The organism is Roseisolibacter agri, from assembly GCF_030159095.1.
Taxonomy (GTDB): Bacteria; Gemmatimonadota; Gemmatimonadetes; order Gemmatimonadales; family Gemmatimonadaceae; genus Roseisolibacter; species Roseisolibacter agri.
This window is the reverse complement of sequence record NZ_BRXS01000002.1, coordinates 151,200-164,782: the sequence shown is the minus strand read 5'-3', so window position 1 is coordinate 164,782 and position 13,583 is coordinate 151,200. Positions and strand designations below refer to the sequence as shown.

The following is a 13,583-nucleotide window of genomic DNA, read 5'->3' as shown; positions in this document are numbered from 1 at the left end:
GGCGCTCCGCGCTCGGCGCTCCGCCCGTTCGCACGACGTGGCCGAGCGCCGAGCGCGGAGCGCCGAGCGTCGACGTACGTGATGTCTGCTTCCCCTCATGGAAAACAATAGACGGCTCCTCCTCGCGATCGCGCTCACCGTCCTGGTGATCGTCGCGACCCAGTTCCTCTTCCCGACCCCGCCCGCGCCGGCGAAGCGCCCGGGCGCGACGGCGGACAGCATCGCCGCGGCCCAGCCCGGCCAGCCCGCGCCCGCGGGAGCCGCCGCGACGCCCGCGCCCGGTGCGCCCGGTGCGCCCGGTGTGCCCGCGGTGGCGGGCGTGGCCGGCGACACGACGGCGGCGGGGACGCCGGCCGTCGGCGCGGCCACGCCGGCCCTTCCGGTGGAGACGGCGCTGGTGGCCGGGAGCCGCGCGGCCTACGCCGTCAGCAGCGCCGGCGGCGCGCTCGTGGGCGCCGAGATGCGCAACTACCAGACGCTGGCGCCGGGGACGCAGGGGTCGGCGCAGCTGGCGCGGCGCGGCGAGCCGCTGCTGTCGTACCGGCTGGTGGTGCCGGGCGACACGATCGCGCTCGCGCGCACGCCGATGCGGGCGACGCGCGCCGGCGGCACGGTGCAGCTCCAGGGCACGGCGACGAGCCGCCTGGGCCAGAGCATCCCGGTGTCGATCACGTACGGCTTCGCGCCGGACAACTACACGCTGCAGGTGCGCGGCACGGCCGGCGTGACCGGCCCCGCGTTCCTGCTGGTCGACATGCCGGCGACCATCGCGCCGACCGAGAAGGACACGCTCGACCACTACAACCACCTCGCGTACGCCTGGAAGCCCCAGAACGACGACGCCAGCAGCGTCGCGTTCGGCAAGCTCGACCCGGGCGAGCGCGAGCTGATCGCGGGCCCGCTCACGTGGGCCGTCGCGAAGAGCAAGTACTTCATCCTCGGCGTGCTCGCCCCGAACGGGCAGCAGTTCAGCGAGCTGTCGATCACCGGCGGCGTGCGCGGCGCGAAGGTGGCGACGCACGCGCAGGGCACGGTGGTGGTGCCGCTGACGAACGGCGGCTTCGCGTTCGACGGCTACGCGGGCCCGCAGGAGTGGCGCCGCCTGGTGGCGATGGGGCGCGAGTTCGAGACGTCGAACCCGTACGGCGGCTGGCTGCAGGGGATCGTGCAGCCGTTCGCGACGATCGTCATCCGCCTGATCCTGTGGATGCACGACGCGCTGCGCCTGTCGTACGGCGCGGTGCTGATCGCGCTCGGCGTGCTGGTGCGCCTGCTCCTCTGGCCGCTGCAGCAGAACGCGATGCGCTCGCAGATCCGCATGCAGCGCGTGCAGCCGGAGCTGCAGGCGATCCAGCAGAAGTACAAGAACGACCCGCAGCGGCTGCAGGTCGAGATGATGCGCGTCTACAAGGAGCACGACGTGAGCCCGTTCGCGATGCTCACGGGCTGCCTGCCGATGCTGCTGCCGATGCCGATCTTCTTCGCGCTCTTCTTCGTGTTCCAGAACACGATCGAGTTCCGCGGCGTCGAGTGGTTCTACCTGCCGGACCTGTCGCTGAAGGACCCGTACTACATCATGCCGGTGCTGGTGGCCGGGACGAGCTTCCTGCTGTCGTGGATCGGCATGCGCGCCGCGCCGCCGAACCCGCAGACGCAGATGATCACGTACATGATGCCGGCGATGTTCCTGTTCTTCTTCCTCAACGTCGCCTCGGGGCTGAACCTGTACTACCTGGTGCAGAACCTGGTCGCGCTGCCGCAGCAGTGGCTGCTGGCGCGGGAGCGGTCGAAGTCGGCGCCGCCGTTGGTACAGGGGACACCGTTGAAGAGAGCCTGAGAAGGCGGAGCACGGAACGGCGGAGGACGGTACCGCGGAGAGCGGAACGGCGTGAGGCGGAACGGCGGGGTCGGCGCGAGAGCGCGGCCCCGCCGTTCCGTTTGCTGGCAGGCGCTGGCGTGAAGCGTGCGCTCGGCTCCGCCGTTCCGTCTCACGCTCCATCGTCTTCCGCCCTTCCGTCCTCCCCCTTCCCGTTCTCCGCCTCACCGTGCGTCTGACCTACATCGGCCACGCGACGCTCCTCATCGAGCTCGGTGGCGTGACGCTGCTGACCGACCCGAACTTCGACGCCTCGCTGGGGCGCTTCACCTTCGGGGAGCGGCTGCGGCGGGTGGCGCCACCCGGGATCGCGCTCGACGCGCTGCCGCGGCTGGACGCGGTGCTGGTGACGCACGCGCACATGGACCACCTGTCGCTCGACTCGCTCGCGGCGCTGTCGCGCGACGTGCCGGTGTACGCGCCGCCGGCGGTCGCGCGCTGGCTGGCGGGGCGCGGCTTCGCGCAGGTGCGGGCGCTCGCTCCCGGTGCGACGGTGGAGCTGGCGCCGCGCGACGGCGGCGCGGCGGTCTCGGTGCACGCGGAGGCGGCGACGCACGTCGGCAGCCGGTACGGCGTCGACCGCTGGCGCGCCGAGGCGAACATGTACCTGCTGGAGTCGGACGCGGGGAGCGCGTTCTTCGCCGGCGACACGGGGCTCACCGCGACGACGCACGCGCTGGCGGACCGCGTCTGCCACGCCGCCGGGCGTCCGCTGGACGTCGCGCTGCTCCCCATCGGCCACGCGCCGTGGTGGAAGGAGCGGAGCTTCCGCGCCGGACACCTCACCTACGCCGACGCGCTGGACCTGTTCGAGCGGCTGCGCGCGCGGTGGATGGTGCCGTACCACTGGGGCACCTTCAACCACCTGAGCGCCGGCGCCAACGACGCGATCGACCGGCTGCGCGCGATGCTGCCGACGCACCGGCATCGCGACGCGGTGCGGATCCTGGAGCCGGGCGACAGCTGGACGGTCGAGACGGCGGGGGAGCGGCAGGCGGCGTCGTAGCTGCACGCAGCATTGAGGGCCGCTCGGAGCACGTCGGCGCGCCGGACCTGTTGGCCTTTGGAGGGATGCGGATGCTCCGGATCTGAACGGATCATTCGGATCGTTCCTCTCCGGTGCATGGAGCGTCGCCGCAGCGCGGAGCGATCCGAAGCATCCGTCTCGATCCGGAGCATCCGCATCCCTCGCCCAAGGGCGAAGGGGTTCAGCGCACCGGGGCGGGGCACGCAGCACGCGGCACGCAGCGCTAGCATTACCGAGTGTCTGCCACCGACCCCCTCGCCCTCGACGACACGATCGCCGCGCTGGCGACCGCGCCCGGACGGGGCGCGCTGGCGGTCGTGCGCGTGAGCGGGCCGTCGGCGTTCGCGCTCGTGGAGACGGTCGCCGCGCCGTGGCCGCCCGCGCCGCGCGTGGCGACGCTGCTCACGCTGCGCGACCCACGCACCGGCGAGCGCATCGACCGCGCGCTCGTGACGTGCTTCCCCGCCCCGCGCTCGTACACGGGCGAGGACGTCGTCGAGATCGCGACGCACGGCGGGACCGCGGTGCCGGCGGCGCTGCTGGCGGCGCTGGCCGCGGCGGGTGCACGCCCCGCCGCACCGGGCGAGTTCACGCGCCGCGCGGTGCTGCACGGGAAGCTCGACCTCGCGCAGGGGGAAGCGGTGGGAGCGCTGATCGACGCGCGCACGCAGGCCATGCGGCGCGCCGCGCTCACGCAGCTGGACGGCGGGCTGTCGCGGCGTGTCGGTGCGCTGCGCGAGGCGCTCCTGCACGTCGAGGCGCTGCTCGCCTACGACATCGACTTCCCCGAGGAGGACGACGGGCCCGTGTCGCGCACGCGCGTCGCCGACGCGGCGGACGAGGCGCGCCGCGGCATCGACGCGCTGCTGGCGACCGTGCCCGCGGGCGCGATCGCGCGCGACGGGGCGATCGTCGTCATCGCGGGGCCGCCCAACGCGGGCAAGTCGTCGCTGTTCAACGCGCTCGCCGGCGAGGCGCGCGCGCTCGTGACCGAGATCCCCGGCACCACGCGCGACGCGCTCGAAGTCGTCGTCGAGCCCGCGCCCGTCGACGGCCGGCGCGCGCCATGGCCGCTGCGGCTGATCGACACCGCGGGGCTGCGCGACACCGACGACCGCGTCGAGCGGCTGGGCATCGAGGTGAGCGAGCGCTGGCTGCGGCGCGCGCACGCGGTGCTGGCGTGCGGGGAGACGATCGACGACGTGCAGCGGACGATCGACTACGTGGAGACGATCACCGATGCGCCGGTCCTGCCGCTGTTGACCAAGCAGGACGAGCGCCGAGCGCCGGGCGCCGAGCGAGGATCCTCACTCGGCGCTCGGCGCTCGGCGCTCGATCTGCACTTCGTGAGTGCCGAGACGGGTGCGGGACTGCATGCGTTGCTCGGAGCCGCCGTCGATGCCGTCGATGCGCGCTGGAGCGCTCCCGATCTCCCGCTCGTCACGCACGCGCGCCACCAGCACGCGCTCGCGGCGGCGCGCGAGGAGCTCGACGCGTTTGCGCACGCGTGGCGCGACGACGCGCTCCCGGCGCCGGTGGCCGCGGTACATCTGCGTGCGGCCGTCGGCGCGCTGGAGTCCGTCATCGGCGCGGTCGACGTCGAGGACGTGCTCGACCGCGTGTTCGGGACGTTCTGCGTCGGGAAGTGAAGGTCGCTCGGCGCTACCTGGCCGAGCGGCCGCTGGCCGCAGCGCGCAGCCGCGCGGCCAGCGCGCCCAGCCCGCGCGCGGTGCGCGCGACCTCGTCGATCGACGCGCCCTGACGGCGCATCGCCTGCGCGGCGCCGCGCGCGCGCGCGGCCGCGTCGTCCGCCACCCGCCCCGCCGACTCCACGGCCGCCGCGAGGTCGCGCAGCGCGCCGCCCTGCGCCAGCGCGAGCGACGACGCGTCGCTCGTCACCGTGTCGATGCGCGCCACGCCCGCCTCCACGCGCTCGAACGCGTCCACCGCGCCGGACGCCACCTCGCCGACGTCGCGCACCGCCTGCTCGTTGGCGGCCAGCAGCCGCGCGACGGTGTCGATCTCGTCGCGCACGCGCCCCACCGACGATCCCGCCGCGCGCGCGGCCTGCGCGCTCTCCTCGGCCAGGCGGCGCATGGCGTCGGCGACGATCGCGAACTCGCGCCCCGCGTCGCCCGCGCGCGCCGCCTCGATGCTGGCGTTGAGCGCCACGCGGTTGGTCTGCCGCGCCAGGCGCTGCATGGTCGCCACCAGCGTGCCCACGCGCGCCGACGCCTCCACCAGCACCGCCACCGACGCCGCCGAGTCGCGCACGCGCGCCCCCACCTCGACCAGCGTCTGCGCCGCGTCGGCCACCGCGTCGCGGCCCGTGCCCGCGGCGGCGGCCAGCGCGCGCGCCTCGTCGGCCGCGTCGGCGGCGCGCAGCTGCAGGCGCGCGGCGGCATCGGCCGCCTGCGCGGCGCGGCGCGCGGCCTCGCCCACCTCGTGCCGCTGCCCTTCCAGCGCGCTCGCCATCGCCTCGGTCTCGCCGCGCGCCGTCTCGCCGCCGCGCGCCAGCCCCGCGCTCGCGTGGTCCAGCGCGCCCGCCGCCGCCACCACCTGCGCCGCCTCAGCCCGCACCGTCTCGAGCAGCCCCACCAGCTCGTCCAGCATGCGGTTGTAGCCGAGCTCCAGGAACCCCAGCTCGTCGTGGTGGCGTGCCGCCGCCCGCGCCGACAGGTCGCCATGCTCGGCGCGCGCCATCGCGGTGCGGGTCGCGCGCACGCGGCGGATCAGCCGCGCCGGCAGTGGCACGATCTGCAGCGCCACCGCGAGCAGCAGCGCGGCCGCCGCGAGGACCGCGGTCGCCGACGGCGCGCTCGCGGGAAAGAGCTGCGCGTGCGCCCAGCTGGCGCCCAGGAAGCCGGCGACCGACGCCAGCGTCGCCACCCAGCCGATGGAGCGCCCGCGGTCGAACGAGTACGGGACGATCGCCACCATGTAGAGCAGCGCCATCGCCGGCGCGCCGAACACCACGACGCTGCCGCTGATCAGCAGCGCGTCGACGATCGCGAACGTCGGCTGCAGCCATGGGCGCCAGGCGCCCTCCCTGCGGCTCAACGCACGCGCCAGCAGCTCGGCGGCGAGGCTGACCGCCATCGTGGCGCTGAACAGCGTCACCATCAGCGTCGGCGACGCGTCGGTGATGCCCGCCACGCGCGCGGCGCCGAGCGCGATGCCCATGAGGACCGCGCAGCGCACGCGCCGCCTGGCGCCGAGGCGGAAGGTCAGGACGTCCTTGACGCGCGCCTCCGCCGCGAGCGCGCCGTCGGCGTCGCGATGTGGCGCGTCCGGTGACGTAAGTGGCGACGCGAGGTGTGGCGCGCCGGAGGTTTGGACCCCATCATCGTGCGTGGGGCGCGCGAGCGCCGGCGCGGACACGCCGCGCGCCGGCCGCGCGTCCTGCGCTGGCGCGCGTCTGGCACCGGTGGCACCGGCGGTACCCGTGGCGCGTTGGGCGCTCACGGCGCCACCCGCCCGTGACGGCGACGGCGGCGGCGGCTCTCGGATCGCAGACCTGGAATCACGGCGTGACTTCCCTCTCGGAGTTCGTTGCGGCCGCGCTGCACGCGCGCGCGCCGCAGCTGGCGGTCCACTGGCAGACCCGCGCCGTCGCCGCGACCCCGCGGCAGGACGCGCCCGCGGGCGCCGTGGCGTCGGGACCCGAGGCCGTGGTGCGGGCGCTGGCCGCCGGCCTGACGAAGGACGCCTGGCCAGCCGGTGAGGTAATGCGCCTGGGATGGAGCAGCGGGGTGGCGGCGCACGGCGCCGGGCTGGCCATCCCGCACGTGCAGCGCGACGCCGACCTGCTGCTCGCCGTGCTGCTGGCGGAGGCGGAGCGCGTGGTGGCCGACGCGCCGGCGGACGTGGCGGCGACGCCGGCGGCCGCGCTGGCGCTCGCGCGGCGGCTGCAGCGGCTCGCGGCCGGCCACGCGCAGGCGGCGGTGGCGGGCTTCCTCCACGCGCAGCGCGAGTCGCTGCGCACCCGCTGGCGCACGCTGCGCCACGACCTGCGCAACCCGATCGGCACCATCCAGAGCGCGCTGGCGCTGATGGACGACGAGGCGCTGCCGGTGGAGAGCCGGCAGCATCCGCGCATGCGCGCGATGGTCGCGCGCAACGCCGGCACGCTGGCGCAGCTCATCACCGACGGATTGGACGACCGCGCGGCGGCGTCGGTGCTGGCGGCGCAGCAGGCGGTGTCGCTGCGCGCGCTCGCGGACGCGGCGCGGCGCGAGGTGCGCGACGCCGCGCGCGACGCGGGGTGCGAGGTGGACGTCGCGCACGTGCCCGACGAGCCGCCGACGACCGTGGAGCCGGCGACGATCGAGCTCGCGCTGACGGTGCTGATGCTGGCCGGCCTCGCGCAGGCGCGGCGCGGCGACGTGCTGCGCGTCGATCGTCCCAGTCCGGCCGCGGGGCGCGCGTCGTCGGGCGCGCCGGTGCTGCGCATCGCGCGGCTGCCGGCCGATGCGCCGGAGTCCGCGCCCGACGCCGACGACGGCGCGCCGCGCTGGGACGCGGCCGGCGTGACGCTGGCCGCCGCGCTGCTGGCCGCGGCGGGCGGGCGGCTCACCACCGGCGCGCCCGGGCTCTCGCGCGCCGACGACGCGGCGGCGCTGGACGACGCGCCCGCGCTGCACCTCCTGCTCCCCGACCTGGCGGCCGACGACGGAGGCGCGGCGTGAGCGCGCGCCGCGTCGTGCTACGCCGGCATGCGGGCGACGATGTCCGCCGCGCGCGCGAGCGCGACGACCGGCAGCCCCGCGCCCTCGATCGCCTCGCGGCCGCCCTCCTCGCGGTCGACGACGGCCAGCACGCCGACGACGGTGCCGCCCGCCGCGCGGATCGCCTCGACGGCGCGCAGCGCGGAGCCGCCGGTGGTGATGACGTCCTCCACCACGACCACGCGGTCGCCGCTCCGGAACGGGCCCTCGATCAGGCGCCCGGTGCCGTGCTGCTTGGCCTCCTTGCGCACCGTGAACGCGCGCACGGGCCGGCCGGCGAGCGCGCTCGCGTAGGCGATGGCGTACGACACCGGGTCGGCGCCGAGGGTGAGGCCGCCGACGGCGTCGACGCTCCAGCCCTCGCGCGCGATGGCGGCGAGCGCGGTGGGGCCGATGAGCGCGAGCCCGTCGGGGCTCATCGTGGTGAGGCGCGCATCGACGTAGAGCGTCGAGCGGCGCCCCGACGCGAGCGTGAAGTCGCCGCGGCGCGCGGAGCGCTCGGCCAGCAGCGCGACGAGGCGCGCGGAAGCCTCCTGCGAGGCGTCGTCGGGAGCGGACGGGTGGGACATCGGGCAGCGTGGTGCGAGGCGAGGGCGCGCGGCGCGCATGCGCGCCCGCGCGCGGCAGCATACCGCGGCCCGTCGGCGTCGACAACCGTGTGGAGCCGCGCATGACGCCGCGCCTCACGCCCTACGCGCCGATCGTGGTGCCGATCCCGCCGCGCCGCACGACGGGCTCGCGCCTGGCGACGGCCGCGCTGGCGATCGCGTTCGGCGGCGTGCTGGGCGGGCTGTGGGCGACCGAGCGCGCCATCGGCCACGCCGCCGATGCGCGGCGCGCGCTGGCGGCCTCGCGCAGCCCGACGGACGCCGTCGTCTCCAGCGCCGACGGCGCGTCCAGCGGCGACGATCTCTGGCGGCTCCGCCTGGGCGCGTGGTGCCTCGGCTTCGCCGCGCTCGGGTCGGTCGCGGTGGGGCTGGCGCACGAGCGCCGCCTGAGCCGCCGCATCGCCGACCGCTCGGCGGAGCTGGAGCGGCTCTCGGGCGAGCTGATTCAGGTGAACCGCACGAAGAGCGAGTTCCTCGCCAACGTGTCGCACGAGCTGCGCACGCCGCTGAACGCGATCGTCGGCTTCGTCGACCTCCTGCACGACGGCGTGTACGGCCCGCTCACGCCGCGGCAGACCGCGCCCGTGCAGCGGCTCGCGTCGTCGGCCGCGCACCTGCGCCAGCTCGTGGACCAGATCCTCGACCTGGCGAAGATCTCCGCCGGCCGGCTGGACGTCGCGCCCGAGGCGGTGGAGCTGCGCCCCTTCGTGCTGGACGTGGCGACGGAGCTGGAGCCGCTGGTGCAGGCGAAGGGGCTCGCGCTCTCGCTCGCGGTGCCGGTGACGCTGCCGCGCGTGCGCACGGATCCCACGCACCTGCGGCAGATCCTCGTGAACCTGCTGGGCAACGCGGTGAAGTTCACGCCCGAGGGACGCATCGCGGTGCGCGCCGCGGTCGCCCGCCGGCGCGACGAGGCGTCGGAGTCGCGCGACGGCGCGCGGCTGGTGGGCGCGGCGAAGGCGGCGACGGCCGCGACGCTGGCCGCGACGCGCCTGCTGCCGGGGATGCGCCGCCGCGCCGACGAGCCGGAGCCCGACGCGACGGACTGGGTGGCGCTGCAGGTGATCGATACGGGCATCGGCATCCCGCCCGAGGAGCACGAGCGCATCTTCGACGAGTTCGAGCAGATCGGCCCGCGCACGGGCGACTCCGCGGTACGCGGCACGGGGCTCGGCCTCGCCATCTCGCGGCGGCTCGCGCGGCTGCTGGGCGGCGACCTGACGGTGGAGAGCGCGCCGGGGCGAGGCGCCACCTTCACCCTCTGGCTACGCGTGGACGCGTAGCCAGAAGGCGGAGGACGGAACGGCGGAGGACGATGAGGCGGAAACCGATACGGCGTGAAACGGAAAAGCGGACCTCTCGGCTTGAAGCGTCAAGCTCGTGAGGTCCGCCCTTTCGTATCGCGCCGTATCGTCGTCCGCGGTTCCGTCCTCCGCCCTTCCGTTCTCCGCTTTACCGCTTGAAGAGTCCCTTGATCTTCCCCAGCATCCCCGGCTGCGCGCTCCGCTCCGGCTCCGGAGTCGGCGCGTCGAGCGCGTTGCGCAGCTCCTGCGCGAAGGTGCGCACGTTCGGGTAGCGCTCGGCCGGCGACTTGGCGAGGCCGCGCATCACCACCGCCTCGATCGCGGGCGACACCAGCAGCCCCTCCTTCGCCTTGCTCAGCGGGAGCGGCGGCTGCGAGAGGAGCTGCGTGAACATCTCGCGCGGCGACTTGCCCGAGTACGGGTGGCAGCCCGAGAGCAGGAAGTAGGCGATCGTGGCGAGCGAGTACTGGTCGGCGGCGGCGGTCACCATCTCGCCCGACAGCGCCTCGGGCGCGACGTACATCAGCGTGCCGACGAAGAAGCCCGCGCGCGTCAGCCGCTCGTCCGCGCCCTGGTCCGTCTCGGCCGCGATGCCGAAGTCGAGCAGCTTCACCTGCCGCGTCGCCGGATCGTACATCACGTTCTCCGGCTTCAGGTCGCGGTGCACGATGCCGGCGTCGTGCGCGGCCTGCACCGCGGCGGCGATCTGCTCGACGATGTCCGCCACCTCCGACGGGGCGAGCGGGCAGTGGCGCTTGGCGTAGCGCTCCAGGATCTCGCCGCCCGCCCACTCGATGGCCAGGAAGTGCAGCCCCGGCTCCGCCTCGCCGATCTCGATCGTGCGGACGACGTTGGGGTGCAGGACGCGGCCGCCGTACTGCGCCTCGCGGACGAAGCGCGCCACCGCCGTGCGATCCTGGCGCAGGCGATCGCGCAGGACCTTGAGCGCCACGGTCCCGTGCGTCGGGTGGTCGGCCCGGTACACCGCGGAGGTGCCGCCCTCCCCTACCACGCTGCGGATCTCGTAGCCGGCGAGGGTCGTGCCGACCAGGCTCTCTCGGGACATGCGGCAACTCTACCGACGATGGCCGGGGGGATGCAAGCGAAGCGTGTTTCTCCGACGTGGGCGGGCGCCGCGCCCCGCCCGCGCCGTCGCACAATCCCCGCACCCCGGGGTACATTCGTGCCGCCGCCCCTCCGGCGAGCCGAGCCTTCGCAGCCAGAACCCGTCCTTATGTCCAGCGTCCTCCCGCGCGCCGCCGCTCCCCGGGTCCGCGGCCTTCGTGCCGCCCTCGCCCTGTCGCTGGCCGCGGGCGCGACGCTCACGGCCTGCGCGTCGCGCCCGCGGGTGGACGACCCGGCCGGCGGCCCGCGCCCGGACGCCCGGCGTGCCGGCGTGCCGGGCCCGCTGACCGAGATGACGGGTATCTACAGCCAGATGGGGCTCATCGTCCCCAGGGGCGACCTGCCCGCGGTCGGCACCATCGCCTACTTCGCGCGCTCGGACGACTCGACGCTGGCCGTGCTGACGCTGTCGCTCGCCAACCGCGCGCTGGCCTTCGTGCGCGAGGGCGACCGCTACCGCGCCAACTACCAGGTGCGCCTGGACGTGCGCCCCGACGCCTCGGTGGCCGGCGGACGCGTGCGCTCCTTCGCCAGCGACGAGGCGGTGCGCGTGGCGACCTTCCGCGAGACCGCGCGCACCGACGAGAGCGTGCTGTTCACGCAGGCGATGGTGCTCGCGCCGGGGCGCTACACGGTGGCGCTCGCGGTGCGCGACATCGGCGCCTCGCGCAGCAGCGTCGTCGACGTGCCGGTCACCGTGCCGCGCCTCGGCGCCGGGACCGTGTCGACGCCCGTGCTCGCGTACGAGGTCACGCCGCGCGCGCGCCTCGACACCCTGCCGCGCCTCGTCGCCAGCCCGCGCGCGGCGGTCGTGTTCGGGCAGGACTCGCTGGTGCCCGTCTACCTCGAGACGTACGCCGCGGGCGGTCCCGAGGCGCCGGCGCGCATGACGCTGCGCACCGCGATCCGCGTCGCCGCGGGTCCCGAGCTGTGGCGCGACACCGTGTCGCTGGAGCGGCGCGTGGTCTCGGTGAGCGCCGCCGCCGCGGCGCCGCTCGCGCTCTACAGCGGCGTCGTGCGCGTGCCCGTCGCGCGCGCCGGCATCGGCGTCGTCGCGCTCGACGTCGTGCGCCCCGCGATGGACGGCGTGAGCGCCACCGGCCCCGACTCCGTGCGCGCGCCGCTCTTCGTGTCGCTCGGCGAGGAGCTGCCGGTCGCGTCGTTCGAGGAGATGGTGAACTACCTGCGCTACTACGCCACGCCCGAGCGGCTGCGCGTGCTGCGCGACACCACGCCCGAGGCGCGCGCCGCCGCGTGGTCGACGTTCCTGCGCGAGACGGATCCGGTGCCCGCGACCGCGCAGCACGAGGGGCTGCGCGAGTACTTCACGCGCCTGCGCGCCGCCAACGCGCGCTTCCGCGAGGAGGCGACGAGCGGCTGGCTCACCGACCGCGGCACCGCGTTCCTCGCGTTCGGCGAGCCCGATCAGATCCTCGACCCGAACGGCCCAGAGCAGAACGTCCGCGGCCGCACGCAGGTGTGGGAGTACCGCGATCCGCGCGTGACGCTGGTGTTCGTGGACCAGAGCGGCTTCGGGCGCTGGCGCCTGAACACGCAGAGCCAGGCGGTCGTGCAGAACGCGCTGCGCCAGCGCCTCGTGAAGTAGCGCGAGGCGCCGCGCGGCGTGGCCGTCACTCTCCGGCACGAGGTCGCGCGCAAGGCGATCCACCTCGCCTCCGCGGTCGTGCCGGCGGCCTACGCCGCCGGGCTCCGTCGCGACGTGCTCGCGGCGCTGCTCGGCGGCGCGCTCGTGGTGGCGCTGGGCGTGGAGGTCGCGCGCCATCGCGTGCCGAGCGTGCGCGCGCCGTTCGAGCGCGCGGTGGGCGACCTGCTGCGGCCGCACGAGCGCGCGCGCTGGTCGGGCGCGACGTGGATGCTCGTCGCGTACGTGCTGGCCCTCGCGCTCTTCCCGCGCGCGGTGGCGGTGGCCGCGATGCTCGCCGTCGCGCTGGGCGACGCGGCGGCCGCGGTGATCGGGCGGTGGGCGGGCGCGCGGCGCGTGACGCCCACAGCGGGTGCTGCCGGCAAGACGTGGGCGGGCACCATCGCGTGCGCGGTGGCGACGGTCCTCGGCGCGCTGCTGGTGGCGCGGCTCGCGCCGGGGGCGGCGCTGGCCTGCGCGGTCGCCGCCGCGCTGGCCGAGCGGCCGCGCGGGCCGTTCGACGACAACGTGCGCGTGGCGCTGGCGGCGGGTGGCGGCGCGCAGCTCGCGACGGTGGTGGGCGCGCTGGTCGCGTCGCGGCTCTGACGCGGGTGGGCCCTTTCGCACCTTTGGGCGCATCCGGCCACCAATGCCGGAATCGTGAACGAGTCGTGAGGGCGGGCGTGGTCACCGTGGCGCGGACGCCCCGTGGTGCGCGGTACACGCATCCCATTCCCTTGACAAGCTTTCGGGCCAATCCTATATAGGCCCGCGCAAGCCGACCGGCTTGTCCTCACCCGCGCGCACCTCCCACCCGTGCGCACGCAGGCGCAGGCACGCTTCCGCTTCACCGGGCATCCACCGGGCAGGAGACAGTTCCAATGGCCAGAGGGAAGGTCAAGTGGTTCAATGACGCCAAGGGCTATGGCTTCATTGAGCAGGACGGCGGCGAGGACGTGTTCGTCCACTTCTCCGCGATCATGATGGACGGGTTCAAGACCCTCGTCGAAGGACAGCTGGTCGATTTCGAGATCAAGACCGGCGACAAGGGTCTGCACGCCGCGAACGTGACGAAGGTCTGATCTTCCCTCCACGGTCGAGCGACTGTCTCCGCCCGTCAGGCCACGCGCCTGGCGGGCGGTGATCTTTTGCGGCGCTGCGGGCTGCGGACTGCGGGTCTGGACGGCGAACTGCTTTGACAGGATGCCCAGAAGGCTCCGTGTGGCGCGATGCTCCAGGCGCCGGCACGGAGCTGCTTCGTCATCCTGTCATCC

The 13,583-nt window shown here is 75.2% G+C and carries 11 protein-coding genes; 8 read left to right on the top strand and 3 right to left on the bottom strand.

Features of this window, described 5'->3' with window-relative positions; all coding sequences use genetic code 11:
• Positions 1-97: 97 nt before the first annotated feature.
• From yidC to mnmE, 3 genes are all read left to right on the top strand, one after another.
• A complete protein-coding gene (gene yidC / locus rosag_RS05350; RefSeq protein WP_284349018.1) occupies positions 98-1,837 on the top strand; it encodes a membrane protein insertase YidC in 1,740 nt (579 codons plus the stop codon).
• A gap of 208 nt (positions 1,838-2,045) precedes the next feature.
• A complete protein-coding gene (locus tag rosag_RS05345) occupies positions 2,046-2,882 on the top strand; it encodes an MBL fold metallo-hydrolase (protein WP_284349017.1) in 837 nt (278 codons plus the stop codon).
• A gap of 257 nt (positions 2,883-3,139) precedes the next feature.
• Positions 3,140-4,552: a tRNA uridine-5-carboxymethylaminomethyl(34) synthesis GTPase MnmE gene (gene mnmE, locus rosag_RS05340; RefSeq protein WP_284349016.1), complete on the top strand. Its 1,413-nt coding sequence runs from the start codon at positions 3,140-3,142 to the stop codon at positions 4,550-4,552.
• A gap of 13 nt (positions 4,553-4,565) precedes the next feature.
• Here mnmE and rosag_RS05335 read toward each other — a convergent pair whose 3' ends face one another.
• Positions 4,566-6,284, bottom strand: a complete 1,719-nt coding sequence (locus rosag_RS05335; RefSeq protein WP_284349015.1) for a methyl-accepting chemotaxis protein — start codon at positions 6,282-6,284, stop codon at positions 4,566-4,568.
• A 149-nt stretch (positions 6,285-6,433) separates the two neighbouring features.
• Between rosag_RS05335 and rosag_RS05330 the strand changes: the two genes are divergently transcribed.
• Positions 6,434-7,591, top strand: a complete 1,158-nt coding sequence (locus tag rosag_RS05330; RefSeq protein WP_284349014.1) for a histidine kinase — start codon at positions 6,434-6,436, stop codon at positions 7,589-7,591.
• Positions 7,592-7,608: 17 nt separating this feature from the next.
• Here the strand turns inward: rosag_RS05330 and pyrE are convergent, their stop codons facing one another.
• A complete protein-coding gene (gene pyrE / locus rosag_RS05325; RefSeq protein WP_284349013.1) occupies positions 7,609-8,199 on the bottom strand; it encodes an orotate phosphoribosyltransferase in 591 nt (196 codons plus the stop codon).
• Positions 8,200-8,300: 101 nt separating this feature from the next.
• Here pyrE and rosag_RS05320 point away from each other — a divergent pair, with 101 nt between their 5' ends.
• Complete coding sequence (locus rosag_RS05320; protein ID WP_284349012.1) at positions 8,301-9,521, top strand: sensor histidine kinase; 1,221 nt, start codon at positions 8,301-8,303, stop codon at positions 9,519-9,521.
• 169 nt (positions 9,522-9,690) lie between these two features.
• Here rosag_RS05320 and rosag_RS05315 read toward each other — a convergent pair whose 3' ends face one another.
• On the bottom strand, positions 9,691-10,608 hold the full coding sequence (locus rosag_RS05315) for a serine/threonine-protein kinase (protein ID WP_284349011.1): 918 nt from the start codon (positions 10,606-10,608) through the stop codon (positions 9,691-9,693).
• A gap of 168 nt (positions 10,609-10,776) precedes the next feature.
• On the opposite strand from rosag_RS05315, the gene rosag_RS05310 reads away from it, so the two are divergent.
• The 3 genes from rosag_RS05310 to rosag_RS05300 all read left to right on the top strand — a co-directional run bounded on the left by rosag_RS05310 (position 10,777) and on the right by rosag_RS05300 (position 13,391).
• A complete protein-coding gene (locus rosag_RS05310; RefSeq protein ID WP_284349010.1) occupies positions 10,777-12,273 on the top strand; it encodes a GWxTD domain-containing protein in 1,497 nt (498 codons plus the stop codon).
• An 18-nt stretch (positions 12,274-12,291) separates the two neighbouring features.
• Positions 12,292-12,915, top strand: a complete 624-nt coding sequence (locus rosag_RS05305) for a phosphatidate cytidylyltransferase (RefSeq protein WP_284349009.1) — start codon at positions 12,292-12,294, stop codon at positions 12,913-12,915.
• A 275-nt stretch (positions 12,916-13,190) separates the two neighbouring features.
• Positions 13,191-13,391, top strand: a complete 201-nt coding sequence (locus rosag_RS05300; protein ID WP_284349008.1) for a cold-shock protein — start codon at positions 13,191-13,193, stop codon at positions 13,389-13,391.
• Positions 13,392-13,583: the final 192 nt, after the last annotated feature.